The sequence below is a fragment of the Paenarthrobacter sp. NPDC018779 genome, from assembly GCF_044391085.1.
Lineage (GTDB): Bacteria > Actinomycetota > Actinomycetes > Actinomycetales > Micrococcaceae > Arthrobacter.
The window spans coordinates 16,008-35,412 of sequence record NZ_JBIRZS010000027.1 but is presented as its reverse complement, the minus strand read 5'-3'; the positions used below and the strand labels follow the sequence as shown (position 1 = coordinate 35,412).

The following is a 19,405-nucleotide window of genomic DNA, read 5'->3' as shown; positions in this document are numbered from 1 at the left end:
TCCATGCTTCGCATCACCCACGGCTTCGCCGCCAATGAAACAAAACTGCGCACCGTTAAAGGCAGGCTCCTGGCACTCGCGGTGCTTCCCGCCGTCGTACTTCCTGCGCTCGCCGGATGCTCCGATCCTGGCGCGTCGGCCGCCAAACCCGAGTCGGAAGCCGCCAAGAACGGTGTTGTCTACAACACCTCCGTGGACCAGAACCGCATCCGCGTCGAGAAGGACGCAGCCGCCACCGCAAAGGTTCCGGCAGCCATCTCCAAGGACGGCAAACTGACCGTCGCCACCACGGCCGGCGCCATCCCGCTGTCATTCCACGCCACGGATGACAAGACCCCCATCGGGGTTGAAGTGGACATCGCGCAGTTGGTTGCGGACAAGCTGGGACTCGAGCTGGACCTGCAGGTGACGTCCTGGGAGAACTGGCCGCTCAAGACCCAATCCGGGGACTTCGAGGCAGTATTCTCCAACGTGGGCATCAACGCTGCGCGCGTCAAGCTGTTCGATTTCTCCACGTACCGTGCGGCCTTCATGGGCTTCGAAGCCAAGAAGAGTTCCGCCTATGACATCAAGGGCTCGGACGACATTTCCGGCCTGAAGATTTCCGTGGGCTCGGGCACCAACCAGGAAAAGATCCTCCTGGCGTGGAACAAGGAGTTGGAAGCGAAGGGCAAGGCCCCGGCCACCCTGCAGTACTACTCCTCCGATGCCGACACCATCCTGGCGCTCTCCTCCGGCCGCACGGACCTGAACCTGGCTCCCTACCCGTCCGTGACCTACCGGGAGAACACCCGCGACGACCTCAAAGTGGTTGGCAAGGTCAACGCGGGCTGGCCCTCCGAGACCCTCGTCGCCGCCACCACGCTGAAGGGCAACGGACTGGCCCCGGCCATCACCGACGCCCTGAACTCCACCATCAAGGACGGCTCCTACGCCAAGGTCCTTGAACGCTGGGGCCTCTCGGAGGAAGCCGTGCCGGAATCGAAGACCGTCACGGAAGCAACGTTTGGAACCGGCAAATGAAGTTCCAGGTCCTGGACATCATCCCCCACCTGAAGAATCCGGTGACGGGGGAGATCGTTTCCACCGCTGACCGGCTCAACCAAGTGGTGGAGACGGCACGCCGCGCTGAAGACCTCGGCTTCGACAGCTTCTCCGTCGGTGAGCGGCACGCCGGCGAGTTCGTCTCGTCATCCCCGACGACGGTCCTCGCCGCGATCGCGGCCGTCACCAGCCGTATCCGCCTCCAAACCGGCGTCACCGTGCTCTCGGTACTGGATCCGGTGCGCGTAGCCGAGGACTATGCCACGATCGACCAGCTCAGCCGTGGCCGCTTGGAACTGGTGATCGGCAAGGGCAACGAGGTGTTGCAGTACCCCTTGTTCGGGCTCTCGTTGGATGACCAGTGGGATCTCCTGGCCGAGAAATACGCCCTGCTGCGCGCGCTGTGGCGGAAGGAAAGCGTCACCTGGTCCGGCAGGTTCCGGCCCGCGCTGACCGAACCGACCACGACGACGCCCCGCCCCTTCGCGGGATCGCCGCGGATTTGGCACGGCTCGGCTACAACCCTGACATCCGCTGCGCTCGCTGCCAAGTGGGGCGATCCGCTGTTCACGGCCAACGCCATCCAGCCGCGGGAGAACTACAAGGTCCTGATCGATCATTACCGCGAAGAGTACGAACGCCATGGCCACGATCCCCGCCACCAGTACCTTGGCTCCGGCAGCGGAGCGGGCGGGGTGTTCATCGCGGACACCACGCAGGAAGCGAAGCGCCAGTACGGGCCGGTTTACGAAGGATTGACGGCGGGCCGCAACGTGCCCGGCAACAACTCGCCCTTCCGCGACATCGACCATGCCGTGGCCGAAGGACCGGCCTTGGTGGGCAGCCCGGAGCAGGTGATCGACAAGATCCTGAGCTACCACTCGCTCTACGGGCACGATCTCCAATCGATTTCCCTGCCCACCACGCTTCCTTTCGAAAAGCAGCTCGAGATCCTGGAGCGCTTTGCCACGGACGTCATCCCGGCCGTTCGCGCCGCAGCTCACACCACCTTGTGGGAGTCCGGAGATCCGTTCGCCGGCCGCCCGGAGTTCGCCGGGGCCACCGAACCGGATGCCGCAGCAACCGTCACCGCAGACCACGCCTTGAACAGGAGCGACACCGCACATGTCTACGCACACTGAATCAGCCCTCGACACCTTCGACGCCGAATGGCAGGAGTGGCATGCAGCCCACGAACGCCACCGCGCCCACCCGCACGGCTTCCTCGCAGTCACCCACCTCCACTGGCTGACGGCTGAGCCGACCCGGCTGGAAGGTGCGCCGGGAACCTGGAGCGCGGAGGCCGACGTCGTGCGTGTTGTCCTGGAGCCCGGCGAAAGCCTGCTGCAGGACGGCACGGAACTGGGCGGAAGCGTCCAGTTCGGCCCCATCGAGGAACGCGGCGGCATCAACCTCGTCGCCGGCGACACCGTCATTGAGGTGGCCAAGCGCGGCGGCGAATACATTGTCCGTCCCCGCAACCCAGCGAATACACTTCTGCAGGACTACCTAGGCACACCGGCGTACACGCCCAACGCGGCGTTCGCCGTGTCCGGGACGTTCGTGCCGTTCGAGGAACCGCGGTCCACCACGGTGGGCGCCGCCGTCGAGGGTATCCAGCACGTGTACGAGGCTCCAGGCGAGATCCAGTTCAAGCTCGCCGGCCAGGAACTGACCCTGACCGCGTTCAACGGCTACGCGCCGGGTTCACTCTCGGTGCTCTTCACCGACCAGACCTCCGGCAAGACAACCTATGCGGCGAACCGTTCGCTGTCCGTGACCCCGGCGGCTGACGGCACCGTGCACCTGGACTTCAACCGCGCGGTCAATCTGCCCTGCGCCTACACCGACCTCGCCACCTGCCCGCTCCCGCCGGCCGAAAACCGGCTGCCGGTGGCCATTGAAGCAGGCGAAAAGATTCCCTACGAACGTCAGGACCAGAAGTGAGCCCCAACAACAACGCCGGATTCCTGGCCATTGAACTAGACGGCGCAGGCTGGGACGGCGGCGCTTTTGGCAGCCTCGCCCAGGCCGTCCTTGCCGCCGAGTCGGCCGGGTTCCATATTGCAACCTTTGCCGATGCCCCCGACGCCGGGCGGGCCAACGCCCTGCAGCGTGCGGCCTTCGCCGGTCCCGTCACCCGGTCCATCGCCTTGGTTCCCGAGGTGGACACCGTTTACACCGAGCCGTTCCACGTCTCCACGCAGCTCGCCAGCCTGGATTACGTGTCCGGTGGCCGTGCGGGGTGGATCGCTACCGCAGCCGAATCGCCGGAGGCTGCTGCCGCCGTCGGACGTTCTTTCGTGAGCGGCGACGCGCTGGGGCAGGAGGCCGCTGCCTCGATCGAGGTTGGCCGCCGCCTCTGGGACTCCTGGGAAGACGACGCCGTGATCCGGGATGTCGCCACCGGCCGGTACATCGACGTGGACAAGCTGCACTACGTTGACTTCGAAACCCCCGCGGATTTTGCCGGCGCGGCTTACTCCGTGAAGGGTCCGTCCATCATTCCGAGGCCGCTGCAGGGCCAGCTTCCCGTGCTGGCTTCTGCCTCGTTGGTGGGCGAAGGGGCTGTTCCGGTTGAGGCCGTTGACGCCGTTCTGGTCACGGCGCCAACCCCCGAGCTGCTGGTGGCTGAAGTCCGCGACGTCCGTGCCCGGCTGGGCGCGTCCGTTGCGGTGGTGGCGGAGCTCGACGTCGTCCTCGACTCGCGCGGTGAGTCCGCCGCACGTCGCGTTGTCCCGGAAAGCGGCCACGCGCGTTTTGTCGGCACGGCTGCTGAGCTCACCGACTATCTCGACGCCCTCTTGCAGGAGGCCGACGGCGTCCGGCTGCACCCCGGTGACCTGGCGCTGGAACTCGATGAGCTGTCCAGGTTGGTCCTGCCTGAACTGCGCCGCCGCGGATCGTTGCGGCCGCCAGTCCTGGACTCCACCTTCCGCGGGCTCCTGGGGCTGGAACACGCCGAAAACCGCTACTCGACTGCCGGAAAGTAAAGGTAACTCCATGACACGCGACATTTTCCAGCCGAGCGGGCAGATCCAGTTCGGCATCTTCTTCCAGGGCGTCAACTCCGGCACCATCTGGAAAGCCGCGGAGTCCGGTTCGCAGACGGACTTCGAGTCTTTCCGCAGGATTGTCCAAACGGCAGAACGCGGCAAGTTCGCAGCGTTCTTCCTGGGCGAGGGCTTGCGTCTCCGCGAGCACTTGGGTCGGCCGCACGCCCTTGACGTGGTGGGCCGTCCGGACGCACAGACCATGCTGGCAGCACTTGCCTCTGTGACCAAGAACATCGGTCTGGTGGCCACGCAGAACACTACCTACAACGATCCCGCGGACCTGGCCCACCGGCTGGCCTCGCTGGACCTCATCTCCGGTGGCCGCGCCGCGTGGAACATCGTCACCACGGACAACGCCTGGACCGGTGCCAACTTCCGCCGTGGAGGCTACCTCGACCATGCGGACCGCTACACGCACGCCGAGGCCTTCGTGGAAACCGCCAAGCGCATCTGGGATTCGTGGGAAGCCGAGTCCGGCCCGGCCCGCCGCGTGCTGCACGAGGGCAAGCACTACACCGTGGATGTCACGCCACGCCTGCCGCGGAGCGAGCAGTACCGTCCTGTGCTCTTCCAGGCCGGAGACTCACCCGAGGGCCGCGACTTCGCCGCGCGCCAGGCAGACGTGATCTTCTCAGCACACCCCAAGTTCGACGACGCAGTGGAGTTCCGCCGCGACATCGTGGCACGCTCCGTCGCTGCCGGCCGTGGAGCCAACGCGGTGCAGATCATGCCGGCCAGCGAGTTCATCCTCGCTGCTACAGCCGAGGAAGCCCAGGAAAAGAAAGCCTGGGTCCGGAGCCTGCAGATCGGTCCGCAGCAGGCCATTGCCTACCTGGAACAATTCTGGGGCCGTGAGCTGTCCTCGTATGATCCGGATGGTCCCCTGCCCGAGATCGACCCCGTGGTGGAGGAGACGTCCGAGACGCGCGGCAGCGGCTTCCACGGAGCCAAGGCCCGCCAGCTTGCCGACCAGTGGCGCGCGGAGGCCAAGGACAAGGGCTTGTCCATCCGGGAGTTCGTCACCTCCAAGACTGCCCGGATCGATGCCACCTTCACCGGTTCCTACAACGCCGTGGCCGACCACCTGGCCGAATACGCACGCGTCGGAGCCGTGGATGGCTTCAACATTTCGCCGTGGCTCATCCCCACGGGCCTGGACGACATTGTGAACCACCTTGTTCCCGAGCTCCAGGAACGGGGCGTGTACCCCACCGAGTACCGCGGCACCACGCTCCGCGAGAACCTGGGGTTGGAAACGCCCGTGCGTTCGAGTGAGTCCCTGAGCGTCTGATGGTGCGCATGTGGGTGGATTCTGCTGGATCATTCCTTCGCCGCGCCCGTTCCTTTGCGGAATCACGGGGGCTCGGCGCGCAGGGCCCGCGAATGATCCAGCAGAATCCTGCGGCGTTCGACGGCGGGCCGGAGACTGTCCGTCTCCAGCTCGCCGTGTGGAACCAACCGATCTAGCTAGAGGAGTTCGCGGAACACGTTCCACCCGCTGCCCACGGGGCCATAAGGTCCCCAGAGGACTCCGGTGGATGCCCCGGTGGAGTACGTCACCAGATCGCCGTTCCCGTTGACTGCGAAGAGATTGTTGTAACGCTGGTGGGCGAAACTCCCCAGGCCTGCGATGTCCGTGAACGCTCCCCAACCGCCGCTGATCACGGCTGAGGATTCCCAGCCGCCCTCGCCGTCGGCCCGGTAAATGGAGAGCGAACCGTTGCGGTCCCGTGCGAACACTTCCACGGGACCGTCGCCGTTCATGTCGCCACCGGTGATGATCTTGTCCATGACCTGCCAGCCCTGGCCAATCTTGGATCTGGGCAGCCAGCCGCCCTCGCCATCGCCCGGGTAGAGGTAAAGGTCCCCGGCGGCGTCGCGTGCCAGGACGTCGTTGTAGCCGTCGCCATCGAAATCGCCCGGGCCCACGATCGAGTCGAAGATGTTCCAGCCCTGGCCCACTTGGCGCCGTTCCTGCCAGCCGCCGTCACCGTCTCCCGGGTACAGGAAGAGATTGCCGGCGGCGTCCGTGGCCAGGAGATCGTTGTAGCCGTCTCCGTCGAAGTCACCCGGCGAGAACACGATGCCCATCGCGTCCCATCCTTGGCCCACCTGACGTGGTTCGTCCCATTCGCCGAAGTATGTGGGGCACGCGCCCTCGCAACTGCCGGGGATGTACGTGTATGTGCGTGGGTAGAGAACGAGCCTGCCGTCCTGTGTCCTGCCGAGCGGCTCGAAGTTTCCGCGGTCCGTCCAGCCCATGGCACGGGACGAGGCTTTGATAGGTGCGGTGTCCGGACTGATACGGGTTTCGTCCGGGCAATTCGGTTCAGCGGGCGTGGAGGGGCGGACCTTGAGCGACATCCTGTGGCCGAGGTCCGCCGGCACGAGCTTCAAAACCTCGCCCTGGCGTTCCGGCGGCAAGGCCACTCCATCCCGCAGCCATTCGAGGGTATAGCCGTTGGGGGTGGTGCCTGTGGGGTTCTTGCAGCCCGAGTAGTCGTAGTCGTACTGCTTGCGTAGCTCGGCGCCAACATACGGAACGCCGTCGATGATCGCCGTGGGACCCACGGCCGACGCAGTCACGGACGGACTTGGCACAGCCGGATTTGCCACAGCCGGCGGAGCCATAGCCACAAATGATGCCCCTACCACCATCGCCGTTGCTGCGTAGATAGCCTTGCGCACTCCAAAAATCCCCATTGTTCCCCCCGGAAGCCAGCATTGATAGTGCGTGGGTCTTTGCTGAGCGTACCGCAGAAACCTGCCCGGGTCAGCCGGTCGAACGCGCCACCATGAACACGTCAACAGGGTCCTCTGACTCCAACTCGAAGCCCACGCGCTCGTAGAGGCGACGGGCCGGGCTACCCTGCAGGACGTTGAGCCGGAACGGCCTGCCGTCCGCGAAGTCCCGCATGACCTTGCGGAGGACGGCTCCGCCCAGTCCCTGTCCCTGGCAGGCGGGGGAGATGTAAAAGTGTTCGATCCATAAGTCTTCCGCCTCCGGCCGAACGGCAATGACGCCGGCATCCACGCCATGAACGTGGACCACGAAGGTGTGCTCCGGGATGAACGCCTTGAGGAAGCGCTCGCGGACACGGACAGGGTCGAAGCGTCCCAAACGTTCAAGATCGGGCCGCATCACCACGGCCCGGAGTTCTGCGATCCAGGAAGCATCTCTGCTGTTGGACGGTCGGAGGGCGAATTCGGGAGGCATACCTCCACACTAGGCGCTGAGGGCGATTGCCGGGCTCAGCCCTTTTCGTTCAGTTTCTTGACCGAAACCTCCGCGGCGTCACGCTGCGTCACAACCCAGCTGGCCAGCATCTTCAAGGCATCCTCGGAGGGCGTCCCGGGCTCCGCCGTGTACACGTTGATCCGCAGACCCGGATCGGCGGCCAGTTCAAACGCCTCGAAGCTCAGGTCCAGGTCCCCGACGATCGGGTGATGGAGCCGCTTGCGTCCGGTGCGGTGGTACTTCACATCATGCCGGGCCCATCTGGTCCGGAATTCCTCGCTGCGCGTCGAGAGTTCGCCGATCAGGTCGGTCAGGTCCTTGTCGTAGGGGTTCTTACCGGCCGTGGAGCGCAGCACGGCCACGATGTCGTCAGCGCTCCGCTCCCAATCGGCGAAGAAACGCCTGGCGTTCCAAGTCCACCAACCAGGACCGGATTGCAGCAAACTTTGACGTTTTTGACTTCGAGCTCAGCGATACAGAGCTGAGTGTTGTCGATGCTTTGGACCGCGGCGTCCGCAACGGACCGGACCCGGATGTGGCCCGTCCTGAGCTTTTCGCCAGGGTTATCCCCGAAGCCTGAGCACCACTCCCAACTCGAAAGGTTCCCTATGGAATACCGTCCTCTTGGCCGCACCGGCGTGCGGGTCAGTCCGTTGTGCCTCGGTGCGATGATGTTTGGCCCGTGGGGCAACAACGACGTCGCTGACTCCATCCGCATCATCCACCGTGCCTTGGACTCGGGCATCAACTTCGTGGACACCGCAGATGTCTACTCGGGTGGAGCATCCGAGGAAATCGTGGGCCAAGCCTTGGAAGGGCGCCGCGAAGACGTCTTCCTGGCCACGAAGTTCTTCATGCCGATGAACGAGGACGATCCGAACCAGCGGGGTGGTTCCCGCCGCTGGATCATCCGCGAGGTGGAGAACTCCCTGCGCCGCCTCAACACCGACTACATCGACCTCTACCAGGTCCATCGGCCGAGCCCGGACACCGACGTGGAGGAAACCCTTGGCGCGCTCACGGACCTGGTCCGGCAGGGCAAGGTTCGGTACATCGGTTCGTCGTCCTATTCGGGCTCCCAGATCGTGGAAGCGCAGTGGGCATCCCGGGAACGCAACCTGGAGCGTTTCGTCACTGAACAACCGCCCTACTCGATCCTGACCCGAGGCATCGAGGAAGACGTGCTCCCGACTGTTCAGCGCCACGGCATGACGTACAGCCCGCTCGCCGGTGGCTGGTTGTCCGGGCGTTGGCGGAAGGACTCGGCCTCAGCACCCACCTCCAGCGCACGGCCCAGCGCCCGCTTCGACATGACCAAACCGGCCAACCAGCGCAAGCTCGACGTCGTGGAAGAACTCGCCCAGCTTGCAGAGCAGTCCGGGCTCACGCTCATCGAATTGGCGATCGCGTTCGTGATCAACCACCCGGGTGTTACCGCCGCAATCGTTGGCCCGCGCACCATGGAACAGCTTGAGTCCTACCTGCCGGCGGCCGAGGTCAGGCTGTCCCCTGACGTGCTGGACCGGATCGACCAACTCGTGGCGCCCGGCGTCACCGTGAACCCGGATGACAACAGCTACGGCGCACACGAGCTCACTCCCCAGGCCCGGCGGAGGTAGGTGGCGCTACGAAGCCTTCGCCAAGTATTCCGCAAGCGCATCCCGCATGATCGCTGACGGCTTGCGGTGTTCCGAAGCTGCCCGTGCCAGAAGTTGGGCTTCCATCTCCGCTGAGAGGCGAAGGGACCTGGAAGGTGAAGTGCCCTTGTTGCTCAGGGACGGCTTGCCCACGGCGCGCTTCACAGCCTCCGCCGATCCCAGCGCAGCTTCAAGGATTGACTGTCCGGCCCCCGGACCCTCGGCCTTCGAGATACGGGCGTCAGGCCCGACGTCAGCCGTCTCTGCCCACTCAGCCAGCTCAGAGTAATTGGGCTCGACCCCTGCGGTCCCTTGATTCTTGTTCTTGATTTCGCTCATTTGACTGTGCCCCTTTCAGCGATGTCCAAGATCTTTCTCCGCGCTTCCATGACATGAAAGATCAGAATGCCATCCGGTGGCGAATTATTGCAAGACAATATTGGGATGGTTTGAGGGAAACGCGCTCTACGTAGGATTGAACCGACGAAAGGGGCATCGCATGGTCACGCGCGAAGAAGTTGAAGCCGCATACTCACGGACTTCGGTGTGGGTGCGGCGCACTCCGTTGGCCGAGGCCGGGGATCGTAATGGCCCCGGCAGTCTATGGTTCAAGCTCGAGTACCTGCAACACACGGGCTCCTTCAAAGCCCGCGGCGCGTTCAACAGGCTGCTCACGGCGCGGGAGAACGGCGAATTAGATCCGGAGGTCGGCGTGGTGGTGGCCTCCGGCGGCAACGCCGGCCTGGCCAACGCCTACGCCGCTGCCAAGCTGGGTGTCCCGGCCACGGTGTTCGTCCCCCAGTCCGCGCCTGCCAACAAGGTCCACAAGCTCTACGCCGTCGGCGCACGCGTGGTTCAAGGTGGCGCGGAGTACGCCGAGGCTTACGCTGCGGCGGTGGCTTTCGCCGAGGAGAAGGGCGCCGTTTACTGCCACGCCTACGACCAGCCGGAAATTGTGGCCGGTGCCGGCGGCGTGGGGCTTGAGTTGCTTGAAGACCTGCCCGACGTCGACACGATCCTCGTTGCTGTTGGCGGCGGTGGGTTGATGGGCGGCATAGCGGCGGCCACCGAGGGCCAAGCGCGGGTGGTCGGCGTAGAACCGGAGACCGTCCCGACCCTGCACACGGCGCTGGCCCACGGCGAACCTGTGGACGTGCCGGTTTCGGGCATAGCGGCGGACTCCCTGGGCGCCCGCAGGGTGGGAGAGATCGGCTTTGGCGTCGCCAAGCGGACCGGCGTCCAGAGCGTCCTGGTCAGCGACGACGCCATCATCGATGCCCGGCGGAAACTCTGGGAGGGCCACAGGATCCTGGTTGAACACGGTGCCGCTGCAGCGTATGCCGCGCTGCTCACGGGCGCGTACGCCCCGCGCGACGGTGAGACGGTCGCCGTCGTACTTTGCGGCGCGAATACGGATCCCGCGCACATCTGAACCCAACTGGGGGACAGTAAACGCTCCTCTGAGGTGCCATTGCAGCTTTTGCTGTCCCCCAGTTGGGGGAGCGGGACGCAAGAATCCCCGCCGGTTGGTGTCCGGCGGGGATTCGGCGTCGGCAGGTCTGCCTGCCGAGAGCGGTTCCTACTTCTTGGGCAGGCCTGCCGGGTTCAGTTCCGAGGCAGGGATCGCCTCGGAGGAGAGGCCCCAACGGTCCAGGATCTTGCCGTAGTTGCCATCCTTGATGAGCTTGTTCAGGGCAGTCTGGGCTGCGAGAGCCAGGCCGTTGCCCTTCTTGGTGGTGAAAGCGATCTCTGCCTTCAACGGCCAGCCGCCCTCAAGCGTTCCCACCTGCTTGGTCTTGCCATCCTTGGCGGCCTTGTAGGCGGCAGAGGCGTTCGGTCCGAATGTGAGGTCCGCACGTCCGGACTGGAGGGCCAGCTGGGAGGCGGAGTCGTCGTCGTAGTACTGGAAGTCAACCGGCTTCAGGCCGTTCTTCTTGTTCTCCTCGTCCCACCGCACAAGAATTGCTTCCTGGTTGGTTCCGGAGCCCACAATGATGCGCTTGCCGGCAACATCCTTGGCTTCCTTGACCTCGCCGATGTCCGAGTCGCTCTTTGCGTAGAAGCCCAGGAGGTCGTTTCGGTAGGTGGCGAAGTCGAACTTTTCCTTGCGGGCCTCGGTGACGGTGACGTTGGAGAGGACAGCCTCATACTTTCCGGATTCGACGCCGAGCGGCCAGTCCGCCCACGCGACCGGCAGGACTTCCACCTGGAGGCCCAGGGTCTCACCCACGGCATAGGCGATGTCCACTTCGCTGCCGATGAGGGTTTTGTTGTCGGAGGCGAAGAGGCTCAGCGGCGCCGCGCCGCCCGTGGTTACCACCGTCAGCTTGCCGTCGGCCTTGATGGCGTCCGGGACCTGCGCGGCAGCTGCGGAGTCAACCTCCACCTTGATGCGGTTCTGCTCGGGCGTCAGGTTGAATTCTTTGGTTGCGCTGGAAGAAGCGTTCGACGCCGGAGCGGTCGCCCCTGTTGCTGCCGTCGCGCCCGGATCCGAGCAGGCCGCGAGGCCCAGAAGAGCAGTGGCGGCCAGCGCCGCGGTGACGCCGGTCTTGGCTGCGAAACGTGCCATGGATACCCCTTGATTAAAGTCTGATGCTTACTTGTGGCTGCAACTATCCGGCAGGGCGCTCAGCGTGGTCAAAGCACTTTGACACGCTGGGATACAGGCGTTCACGGCGGTTAATCGGGCGTCGAACGGGGTCACAAAAGCGCGGCCCTATATGGCTGCCGCAGGGTCCGCGACGCAACTCACAGAAATAAGCCGGGTACCGCCGTCGTTGTCGCTAAAGTGCGCCACGCACACGCGAAACCACACCGAAAGGCCGGCAATCCCGTGACTGTTCCTCTTTCCATCCTCGACCTGGCGACCATTGGAAAGGACCAGACGGTAGCGGAAAGCCTCGCAGGCAGCGTTGCCATGGCACAAAAGGCCGAAGAGTTGGGATACCGCCGGGTTTGGTACGCGGAGCACCACAACATGTCCGCGATTGCGTCCTCGGCGACGAGCGTCCTGATCGCCCACGTTGCCGCGCATACCAACAGCATCCGGCTGGGTGCGGGCGGCATCATGCTCCCGAACCACTCGCCGCTGACCATCGCCGAGCAGTTCGGCACGCTGGAGACGCTGCACCCGGGACGCATCGATCTTGGTCTGGGCAGGGCTCCTGGCAGCGACCAAAACACCATGCGTGCTCTGCGCCGCGACCACACCTCGTCGGACAGCTTCCCGCAGGACGTCCTCGAGCTGCAGGGATACCTCACCGGCCCCACCCGCATCCAAGGCGTGGAGGCGACGCCGGGCAAGGGTACCAACGTGCCGCTGTACATCCTCGGCTCCTCCCTTTTCGGTGCACAATTGGCCGCGCAACTGGGACTCCCGTATGCGTTCGCCTCGCACTTCGCACCCGCAGCCCTGCGTGATGCCGTGGCCATCTACCGCCGCGACTTCAAGCCATCCGAGCAGCTCTCCGAGCCCCACGTGATCGCCGGAGTGAACGTCACCGCGGCGGACAGCAACGCCGAAGCGCAGGCGATCTTCCAAGCCGTCAAGCGCGCCCGTGTCTCCCTTTTCTTTGGCGGCGGCCGGCAATTCACCGACGATGAGGCGGACCTCATCCTGGACTCGCCGCAGGGCCAGCACATTGCCCAAATGGTCAAGTATTCCGCCGTGGGCACCCCCGAGGTTGTGGGCGAGTACCTCGACGAGTTCGCCAAGCATGCCGACGCGGACGAGCTGATCGTGGCGCACCAGAGTACCGGTACCGAGGAACGCCTTCGCTCAGTGGAGTTGGTGGCCCAGGTGGCTGGGCTCGTTCCTGCCTAGGACGCAGCGACCACGGACAGGCCGCCGGGGCGGTTACCTGGCGGCTTGCCGGTTGAAAAAAATTTAACGCTTCTGCAATTACGCGGTATACGAGGGAAACATTTCGGGCGGAAACTATACGTATCCGCTACGGAAGGATCCGCCATGCCTACGCCGTTGAACCAAACAGTCGCCGATTCCGCGCTGCTGATGAACTCGCTGCCGCTTGGCCTGTTGCGCTCGTTCGTCCGTCCCCACGAGGACCAGGGGATCACCGAGGAACTCATGGCGGACCTGAAGATCCTCTCGCGGGAGCCGGGACTCCTGGTGGCGTGCAACTACGGCGGCACGCTGCACTCGGCCGAGGGCGTCTCCACCGAAACCCTGCCCCTGGACAGTGCGGCCGTGGCCCTGCGCGCGCTCGCGGCCTTGCCCAACACGCACACTGCCATCATCTCGGGACGTTCGCTGCGGGACCTCGCCGCGGTGTCCAGGCTGCCTGCCGAGGTCCACTTGGTGGGTTCGCACGGCGTTGAGTTCGACATGGGGTTTGCCTACAACCTGACCCTTGCCACCGAGACGTTGCTCCAGCAGGTGTCGACAGCCCTGACGGAAGCTGTTGCCTATGAGAAGGGCGTCAGCATCGTGCGCAAACCCGCAGGCGTGGCAGTCCACACCCGTCCCGCGGCACCCGACGTGGTGGAGCGGGTCATCTTCAAATCCCAGCAGATCGCCATCGAGTTCGGGGTCTATTTCATCGTCGACGGCACCGTGTTGGACCTGACCGTGGACGAGCCCGCGAAAGGCAAGGCGCTGGAGACGCTCCGGCAGCGGCTTGGCGTCAGCGCCGCGCTCTTTGCCGGCGATGCCGCGAGCGACGAGAAAGCACTCGCCACCCTGCGTGGTCCGGACCTGGGCCTGCACGTCGGGCCGGGACAGACGACGGCGGCCTACACCCTTCCGGACCCGGAGGCCTTTGCGCGGGTGCTGGCTTTGCTGTTCGAACTTCGGCGCTCCTGGCTCTTCGGCGAGGACGCCGTGGGGCTGGAACGGCATTCGATGATCGGGAATGGAACCTCCACCGCCCTGCTGACCCCGGACGCGAAAGTCTGTTGGATGAGCCACCCGCTGCCGGATTCGGGATCGTTGTTCGCCCACATTCTGGGCGGGGATCCGGCCGGGCACTTCAGCATCGAACCCGTGAAGCCCTCGCCGGTGCTGGCCCAGCGCTACGTGGACAACACCATGATCGTGGAAACCCGCTGGGCGGATGTCACGGTGACGGATTACCTCGAGCCTGCTCCGGAAGGCATCACCAGCTTGGTCCGCGTGCTGTCCGGCACCGGCACGGCCCGGGTGGTGTTCGCGCCCCGGCCTGACTACGCCAATGCTCCGTTCAACATGGAGATCCGCGGCCACGAAGTCCATGTGGTGGGAACGTCCGATCCGATCATCCTCTTCGCCCCGGGCGTGGACTTCACCATCACCAACGACGCCCGGCATGCCACCGCCACCGCCGAGGTGCCGCTCCAGTACGGCCCCGTCGTCCTGAACCTGCGCTGCGGGGATACCGAGTCCTTGCCCGCGGACCTCGGGGGAGAGCCTGATCGGAGGGCCGCCGTCGGGCAATCCTCACGGGACTGGGTCAAGTCACTGCAGCTACCCACCGTCAACACCTCCCTGGTACGGCGTTCGGCCCTGGTCCTGAAGTCGCTGGTGCACGAGCCCACGGGGGCCGTCTTGGCCGCCCCCACCACGTCGCTGCCGGAGGGGATCGGTGGCACCCGTAACTGGGACTACCGCTACTGCTGGCTGCGGGACGGGTCCATGACAGTGAACGCGTTGGTGGGGCTCGGGTCCACGGACGAGGCTGATGGCTTCCTGCTCTGGCTGGGCCGGATCCTGGACAACGCACCCGGGCCGGAATGGCTGCACCCGTTGTATTCCGTGACCGGTGCTCCGCTTTCCACCGAAGCCATCGTGGAGAGCCTGCCGGGTTATGCCGGATCGCGTCCCGTCCGGATCGGCAACGCAGCGGACCACCAGGTCCAACTGGACGTCTTCGGTCCCATTGCAGAGCTGATCCATGACCTCGGTGAACGCCGGGGCTTCCTCCCGGACGAGCATTGGTTCCTCATGGAACAGATGGCCCATGCCGTCATTGCGCGCTGGCACGAGCCGGACCATGGCATCTGGGAAGCCCGCCGGCCGCCGCGTCACCACGTGTACAGCAAGGTGATGTGCTGGGTGACGCTGGACAGGGCACTCAAAGCCGCTGCCCTTCACGGACGCACTGCGCACACCGACTGGTCCTCCACAGCGGACACCATCCGCGAGGAGGTACTCCGTGAAGGGTGGGACGACACCGCGGCTTCCTACACGGTTGCCTACGACAGCCCCGACCTGGATGCTGCCGTGCTCCACATCGGCTTGTCCGGGCTCATTGACGTCCAGGACCAGCGCTTCCTGGACACTGTGACGGCAGTTGAGCGCGAGTTGCGTGTTGGTCCCACGGTCTTCCGGTACAGGTACGACGACGGCCTGCCGGGCTTGGAGGGCGGCTTCCACATCTGCACCACGTGGTTGATCGAGGCGTACCTTGCTGTTGGCCGTTTGGACGACGCGTTGGAACTGTTCAACCAACTGGTGGCCTTGTTTGGGCCCACGGGTTTGCTGCCCGAGGAATACGATCCCGCCACGGAGACCCATCTGGGCAACCACCCGCAGGCGTACTCGCACCTGGGCTTCATCCGTTGCGCCCAGCTCCTGGACCACTACCTGGCCCACGCGGACGTCGAGTGACCCCAACTGGGGGACAGCAAACGCTCCACCCAAGCTTCAGTGGTGCGTTATCTGTCCCCTGCTTGGGTCAGGTGAGCAGCAGGGCCACGGCGATCATCGCGGGGACGGCAACAACCGTCGTGATCAACACAGTGTCCTTGGCCACCGTGATTCCGGCCTGGTAGCGGTTTGCCGCAACGAAGACGTTCTGGGCCGTGGGGAGCGCTGAGGTAACCACCACCGCGAACAGGGCGTGCCCGTCCATATTCAAGGCAAAGCGGGCAAACAGGTAGGCGATCAGGGGGTGAACCAACAGCTTGAAACCACTGGCCAGGAGTGTGTCCAGCCTGCGTCCCGTGTCTTTCTGCAACGGCCTCGAACCGTTCAGGCTCATCCCGAACGCCATGAGCATGGCCGGAATCGCGGCCCCTCCGATCAGGTGGACCGGCTCCAGGATGAGTTGCGGAACCTGGATCCCTGTTCCGGCCACGATCAACCCCAGCGCCGAGCCCACGATCATCGGGTTCTTCACGATCATCAGGAAGAAACGCAGCGGTGTAGTGCGGTGCGTGCTGGTGCTGGCATCCAGGGCCATGAGGTACAGCGGCGTGAAGAAAGCGAGCTGGAAAATCAGCAGCGGAGCCACATAGCTGGCGTCACCCAGGACGAACACTGCGATGGGGATGCCGAGGTTTGCCGAGTTGGCCAGCGATGAACTCATGGAGGACATGAGGGACTCAGGCAGGCTCCGCTTGAGCCAGAACTTCACGATCAGGAAGAACAGCAGGCCCGTGATGATCGCCCCAACGGCAGTAACCAGCAGGGGCGCCGCAAAGACATCATGGAGCTTGGCTTTGCTCAGGGTTTCGAACAACAAAGCCGGGCTCGCTACGAAAAACGTCAGCGAACTCAACACCGAACGGGCGTTCTCGCCGAGCAACCCGCGCCGCCCAACGAACATGCCCACCAGGATGATGGCCCACACCACGAAGAACCCGGAGAGGACGCCGATCATGGCGGTGTGCTGGCGGGGAGGAGGTGGGTCACGCCTCCAGCCTAATCAGCTTTATTCGACCGGTAAGCGTTTTCGGACGGGCGGTCCGTCATCCGGACACCCCTTTAACGCGCTCGACGGCGGCACTCTGGTGAGTGCCGCCGTCGTAAGTCAGCGTGTGGCTGGTTCAGCTGAGGTGTGCCGCGTTGCTCAAGGCGTGCGGCGGGCGCAGCAGGCCCGGGGTGTGTGCCTCGGCGGGGTCGTTGCCAAGCTGCAGGATCTGGTTTTCCTTACCGACGTGGACCACCTTGGGCTCGTAGGACCTGGCCTCTTCGGTGGTCATCTGGGCGTAGGTGATCAGGATGACAAGATCGCCAACATGGACCTGGTGGGCAGCGGCGCCGTTGATGCCGATGACGCCCGAACCGCGCTCGCCGGCGATGGTGTAGGTCTCCAGGCGGGCTCCGTTGGTGATGTCCACGATGGACACGAGCTCACCCGGCAGAATGTCGGCAGCGTCCAGGAGGTCCAGGTCAACGGTGACGGAACCGACGTAGTGGAGGTCGGCGTGGGTCACCGTGGCACGGTGGATCTTGGACTTGAACATTGTGCGGATCATAGTGCCACCAGTTTAGCGCGGGACCCTTCGCGGGCGCTGTGACGTAGCAGACGTTCGGTGCCCGGGTGGCGTGAAAGCGGTTACCATCGCTGGGGGCCACCAACTGCCGAACCGAAGGACACGAAGCTTGGACGGAGTACTGAAGGGTTTCTTTGTGGTGGGCATCGTCCTGCTGGTGGGCTACGTCCTGGGAAAGACCAACGCGCTGGGTCCGCAGGGAAGCAAAGTCCTCTCCACCCTGACGTTCATGGTGGGCTTGCCGAGCCTCATGTTCTCCACCATTGCCTCCCGCCACATCAGTGACGTCCTGAGTCCCACGGGTTTGATCTCGGTGGTCACAGCCTCGGCGGTGATGCTCGTGTTCGCCCTGTCCGGAACCATCTTCCGCTGGGGTGTCCGGCGGACCACCATCGGTGCCCTGGCTACGGGAATCGTGAACTCCACCAACCTCGGCGTCCCGCTGTCCCAATACATCTTGGGAAGCACCACGTATGTAGTGCCCATCATGTTGTTCCAATTGGCGCTGGTGACTCCCATCGCCCTGACCGTCCTGGACCTCACCAACCCGGCCGCCACCAAGGTTTCCGTGTGGCGCGTCCTGTCCACGCCTTTCCGGAATCCCGTCACCGTGGCGGCGATCCTTGGCGTCATCGTGAGCGCAGTGGGATTGGAACTGCCGGCCTGGACGCTGGATCCCATGAGGCTCGTGGCCCAACTCGCAGTGCCGCTCATGCTGATCATCTTCGGCATGTCGCTCCACGGACTGTCCGCCGGCCAGGGGATTGGGGACCGTGCTCCCACTGCGCTCGCCGTGACCCTGAAGTCGGCCATCCAGCCCGCCTTGGCCTGGGTGCTGGCGGTCTTCGTGTTCCGCCTGGACTCGTTCAGCACGTTCGTGGTTACAGCCTGCGCCATCCTGCCGACCGGTCAGAACGTGGTGCTCTACGCGCTCCGGTACGGCGTGGGCCAGAAAATCGCCCAATCAACCGCCGTGACCACGTCCATCCTGGCGGTGCCGCTGTTGCTGGGTGCGGCCTGGCTCATGGGGTAGCCCGCGGCCGCGGCAGGGCCCGGGCGGCGGACATGGCTTCTTCGGCAACGATCTCATAATTGTCGTAGGGGGCACTCAGGGCCACAGAGTGCTCGCCGTACTTCTGAAAAGCGAGTTGGACGAGTTCGTCGGCATTATTAATTCCAAGCGCGAGGACAATGTGGCCAAGGTCCTCAATGTCTTTCGCTCGCTCCGCAGCAATTTTCATCGCAGCCAGAGTGGGCAGGTCGGCCAGTTTTATTGCTGAAGAGGTCCCGTCGGGACCCGCAATCCATCTGGCTTCATCGGGCAGAAAAGCTGCTGCCTTGCTATTCAGCCAGGTCAGGGGCAGCCCATACTGATGGGCCATGTCGGCAGCGACATCGTCAACGATGTCACCGGGAGTGTATCGGGCGTCAATATCGGTGGTCGCGCGGTCCAGCAGGCCGTGGAGCAGAAGCGCGGCGCCTCCTACGATCTGAATGTCCAAGGTGACGCCGCGAGATGCAAGACGGGACTCCAGTTCCCGGAGTAGTTCAACAACGTCATCACGTCGGAACTCGTGCACGCCGTTCATACCGTTGCCAGATCTCGCTCCCGAATCCAAACATTCAGTGCAGCGATCTCGACGGGAGTCTCACGGCGGATGAGGTCCTTCATGCGGTCGCTGACCGGGTGCAGTTTCTCCGCCAGGAAAACCGGCTGTGGTGACGCTTTGACGTTCCTTGCCCACTTGGGTGCAGGGGTCCTGGTTTTGGCCGACACCCAGACGGTGACTGCGCCTAGAACTGCCCGGTAGGCATCGTCATTGACGGAGGGGGCGGTGGGCATAAGGGCGCGACCCGCCACGAGCGAGGACCCGGTGTATTCCCCCAGCAGCCGGATGGCGTAGTGGTAGTCCCTCTCGCCGATAGTGCGTGCAAAGTCCCCACCAAAGTCACGGGAAGGGGCATCGTTCGGGGTAATGCCCAGGCCGAGGACGGCCATCGCCTTCAAAGCTAAACCGAAGGCTGCGCGCTCCTTGCCGGATTCCAGGTCGACAATAAACTTCCGGGAAGTGCCGATGGAGTCAGCCAAGGCTTGCTGGGTGTAGCCGCAAGCCTTCCGTCGTTCACGTAGGGCGTGGCCTACTGATTCCGCACTCATATCCATATTGCTATTATGACACCATATGGTTACATTCCTATCCCTTTGGTGTGCTGTT

The 19,405-nt window shown here is 64.4% G+C and carries 18 protein-coding genes and 1 pseudogene; 10 read left to right on the top strand and 9 right to left on the bottom strand.

Translation table 11 applies throughout. The annotated features are described in order from the left end of the window. Positions 1-3: 3 nt before the first annotated feature. Genes ACH488_RS19825 through ACH488_RS19805 form a run of 5 tightly spaced genes read left to right on the top strand, consistent with a single transcriptional unit; the run spans position 4 to position 5,391 of the window. On the top strand, positions 4-1,023 hold the full coding sequence (locus ACH488_RS19825; RefSeq protein ID WP_397326278.1) for an ABC transporter substrate-binding protein: 1,020 nt from the start codon (positions 4-6) through the stop codon (positions 1,021-1,023). Next, the gene (locus ACH488_RS19820; protein WP_397326277.1) at positions 1,020-2,186 is read left to right on the top strand and encodes an LLM class flavin-dependent oxidoreductase; all 1,167 of its coding nucleotides are present in this window, start codon (positions 1,020-1,022) and stop codon (positions 2,184-2,186) included. Before ACH488_RS19825 ends, ACH488_RS19820 begins: the two co-directional genes overlap by 4 nt. Continuing rightward, positions 2,170-2,991, top strand: a complete 822-nt coding sequence (locus tag ACH488_RS19815; protein ID WP_397326276.1) for a DUF1684 domain-containing protein — start codon at positions 2,170-2,172, stop codon at positions 2,989-2,991. Before ACH488_RS19820 ends, ACH488_RS19815 begins: the two co-directional genes overlap by 17 nt. Further along, complete coding sequence (locus ACH488_RS19810; RefSeq protein ID WP_397326275.1) at positions 2,988-4,037, top strand: LLM class flavin-dependent oxidoreductase; 1,050 nt, start codon at positions 2,988-2,990, stop codon at positions 4,035-4,037. Before ACH488_RS19815 ends, ACH488_RS19810 begins: the two co-directional genes overlap by 4 nt. Positions 4,038-4,047: 10 nt before the next feature. Next, positions 4,048-5,391 carry an NtaA/DmoA family FMN-dependent monooxygenase gene (locus tag ACH488_RS19805; protein ID WP_397326274.1) on the top strand — a complete coding sequence of 448 codons (1,344 nt, stop codon included), beginning with the start codon at positions 4,048-4,050 and terminating at the stop codon, positions 5,389-5,391. 176 nt (positions 5,392-5,567) lie between these two features. Here the strand turns inward: ACH488_RS19805 and ACH488_RS19800 are convergent, their stop codons facing one another. From ACH488_RS19800 to ACH488_RS19790, 3 genes and pseudogenes are all read right to left on the bottom strand, one after another. After that, a complete protein-coding gene (locus ACH488_RS19800) occupies positions 5,568-6,803 on the bottom strand; it encodes an FG-GAP repeat domain-containing protein (protein WP_397326272.1) in 1,236 nt (411 codons plus the stop codon). A gap of 70 nt (positions 6,804-6,873) precedes the next feature. Beyond that, positions 6,874-7,317, bottom strand: a complete 444-nt coding sequence (locus ACH488_RS19795) for a GNAT family N-acetyltransferase (protein ID WP_397326270.1) — start codon at positions 7,315-7,317, stop codon at positions 6,874-6,876. A gap of 35 nt (positions 7,318-7,352) precedes the next feature. Beyond that, positions 7,353-7,745: pseudogene (locus ACH488_RS19790) on the bottom strand (transcriptional regulator); the annotation flags it as partial. Positions 7,746-7,946: 201 nt separating this feature from the next. Between ACH488_RS19790 and ACH488_RS19785 the strand changes: the two are divergent. Continuing rightward, positions 7,947-8,957, top strand: a complete 1,011-nt coding sequence (locus tag ACH488_RS19785) for an aldo/keto reductase (RefSeq protein WP_397326268.1) — start codon at positions 7,947-7,949, stop codon at positions 8,955-8,957. A 6-nt stretch (positions 8,958-8,963) separates the two neighbouring features. Here the strand turns inward: ACH488_RS19785 and ACH488_RS19780 are convergent, their stop codons facing one another. Continuing rightward, positions 8,964-9,314: a hypothetical protein gene (locus ACH488_RS19780; protein WP_397326267.1), complete on the bottom strand. Its 351-nt coding sequence runs from the start codon at positions 9,312-9,314 to the stop codon at positions 8,964-8,966. Positions 9,315-9,474: 160 nt separating this feature from the next. Between ACH488_RS19780 and ACH488_RS19775 the strand changes: the two genes are divergently transcribed. Next, on the top strand, positions 9,475-10,407 hold the full coding sequence (locus ACH488_RS19775) for a threonine/serine dehydratase (protein ID WP_397326266.1): 933 nt from the start codon (positions 9,475-9,477) through the stop codon (positions 10,405-10,407). A 147-nt stretch (positions 10,408-10,554) separates the two neighbouring features. On the opposite strand, the gene ACH488_RS19770 is transcribed toward ACH488_RS19775, so the two are convergent. Then, positions 10,555-11,544, bottom strand: coding sequence for an ABC transporter substrate-binding protein (locus ACH488_RS19770; protein ID WP_397326265.1), 990 nt, complete (start codon positions 11,542-11,544; stop codon positions 10,555-10,557). Positions 11,545-11,808: 264 nt separating this feature from the next. On the opposite strand from ACH488_RS19770, the gene ACH488_RS19765 reads away from it, so the two are divergent. Together ACH488_RS19765 and ACH488_RS19760 are read left to right on the top strand one after the other, a co-directional pair. Continuing rightward, the gene (locus ACH488_RS19765) at positions 11,809-12,798 is read left to right on the top strand and encodes an LLM class flavin-dependent oxidoreductase (RefSeq protein ID WP_397326264.1); all 990 of its coding nucleotides are present in this window, start codon (positions 11,809-11,811) and stop codon (positions 12,796-12,798) included. A 144-nt stretch (positions 12,799-12,942) separates the two neighbouring features. Continuing rightward, entirely contained in the window at positions 12,943-15,579 is a 2,637-nt protein-coding gene (locus ACH488_RS19760) for a trehalase-like domain-containing protein (RefSeq protein WP_397326263.1), read from the top strand. Between the two features lie 67 nt (positions 15,580-15,646). On the opposite strand, the gene ACH488_RS19755 is transcribed toward ACH488_RS19760, so the two are convergent. After that, on the bottom strand, positions 15,647-16,573 hold the full coding sequence (locus ACH488_RS19755; RefSeq protein ID WP_397326262.1) for an AEC family transporter: 927 nt from the start codon (positions 16,571-16,573) through the stop codon (positions 15,647-15,649). 166 nt (positions 16,574-16,739) lie between these two features. Further along, positions 16,740-17,171, bottom strand: a complete 432-nt coding sequence (panD, locus tag ACH488_RS19750) for an aspartate 1-decarboxylase (RefSeq protein WP_397326261.1) — start codon at positions 17,169-17,171, stop codon at positions 16,740-16,742. Positions 17,172-17,298: 127 nt separating this feature from the next. Here panD and ACH488_RS19745 point away from each other — a divergent pair, with 127 nt between their 5' ends. Further along, on the top strand, positions 17,299-18,222 hold the full coding sequence (locus ACH488_RS19745; RefSeq protein WP_397326260.1) for an AEC family transporter: 924 nt from the start codon (positions 17,299-17,301) through the stop codon (positions 18,220-18,222). Here the strand turns inward: ACH488_RS19745 and ACH488_RS19740 are convergent. Continuing rightward, a complete protein-coding gene (locus ACH488_RS19740) occupies positions 18,212-18,778 on the bottom strand; it encodes a DUF6036 family nucleotidyltransferase (protein WP_397326259.1) in 567 nt (188 codons plus the stop codon). The genes ACH488_RS19745 and ACH488_RS19740 overlap by 11 nt on opposite strands. Beyond that, positions 18,775-19,347 (bottom strand): helix-turn-helix domain-containing protein, encoded by a 573-nt coding sequence (locus ACH488_RS19735; protein ID WP_397326258.1) that lies wholly within the window; start codon positions 19,345-19,347, stop codon positions 18,775-18,777. Before ACH488_RS19735 ends, ACH488_RS19740 begins: the two co-directional genes overlap by 4 nt. Positions 19,348-19,405: the final 58 nt, after the last annotated feature.

Bases quoted from the DNA above. Each gene is read 5' to 3' on its own strand.
- ACH488_RS19775 (WP_397326266.1), top strand. From the start codon at position 9,475: ATGGTCACGCGCGAAGAAGTTGAAGCCGCATACTCACGGACTTCGGTG.
- ACH488_RS19805 (WP_397326274.1), top strand. From the start codon at position 4,048: ATGACACGCGACATTTTCCAGCCGAGCGGGCAGATCCAGTTCGGCATC.
- ACH488_RS19755 (WP_397326262.1), bottom strand. From the start codon at position 16,573: ATGATCGGCGTCCTCTCCGGGTTCTTCGTGGTGTGGGCCATCATCCTG.
- ACH488_RS19795 (WP_397326270.1), bottom strand. From the start codon at position 7,317: ATGCCTCCCGAATTCGCCCTCCGACCGTCCAACAGCAGAGATGCTTCC.
- ACH488_RS19770 (WP_397326265.1), bottom strand. From the start codon at position 11,544: ATGGCACGTTTCGCAGCCAAGACCGGCGTCACCGCGGCGCTGGCCGCC.
- ACH488_RS19740 (WP_397326259.1), bottom strand. From the start codon at position 18,778: ATGAACGGCGTGCACGAGTTCCGACGTGATGACGTTGTTGAACTACTC.
- ACH488_RS19735 (WP_397326258.1), bottom strand. From the start codon at position 19,347: ATGAGTGCGGAATCAGTAGGCCACGCCCTACGTGAACGACGGAAGGCT.
- ACH488_RS19825 (WP_397326278.1), top strand. From the start codon at position 4: ATGCTTCGCATCACCCACGGCTTCGCCGCCAATGAAACAAAACTGCGC.
- ACH488_RS19785 (WP_397326268.1), top strand. From the start codon at position 7,947: ATGGAATACCGTCCTCTTGGCCGCACCGGCGTGCGGGTCAGTCCGTTG.
- ACH488_RS19820 (WP_397326277.1), top strand. From the start codon at position 1,020: ATGAAGTTCCAGGTCCTGGACATCATCCCCCACCTGAAGAATCCGGTG.
- ACH488_RS19815 (WP_397326276.1), top strand. From the start codon at position 2,170: ATGTCTACGCACACTGAATCAGCCCTCGACACCTTCGACGCCGAATGG.
- ACH488_RS19760 (WP_397326263.1), top strand. From the start codon at position 12,943: ATGCCTACGCCGTTGAACCAAACAGTCGCCGATTCCGCGCTGCTGATG.
- ACH488_RS19780 (WP_397326267.1), bottom strand. From the start codon at position 9,314: ATGAGCGAAATCAAGAACAAGAATCAAGGGACCGCAGGGGTCGAGCCC.
- ACH488_RS19800 (WP_397326272.1), bottom strand. From the start codon at position 6,803: ATGGGGATTTTTGGAGTGCGCAAGGCTATCTACGCAGCAACGGCGATG.
- panD (WP_397326261.1), bottom strand. From the start codon at position 17,171: ATGATCCGCACAATGTTCAAGTCCAAGATCCACCGTGCCACGGTGACC.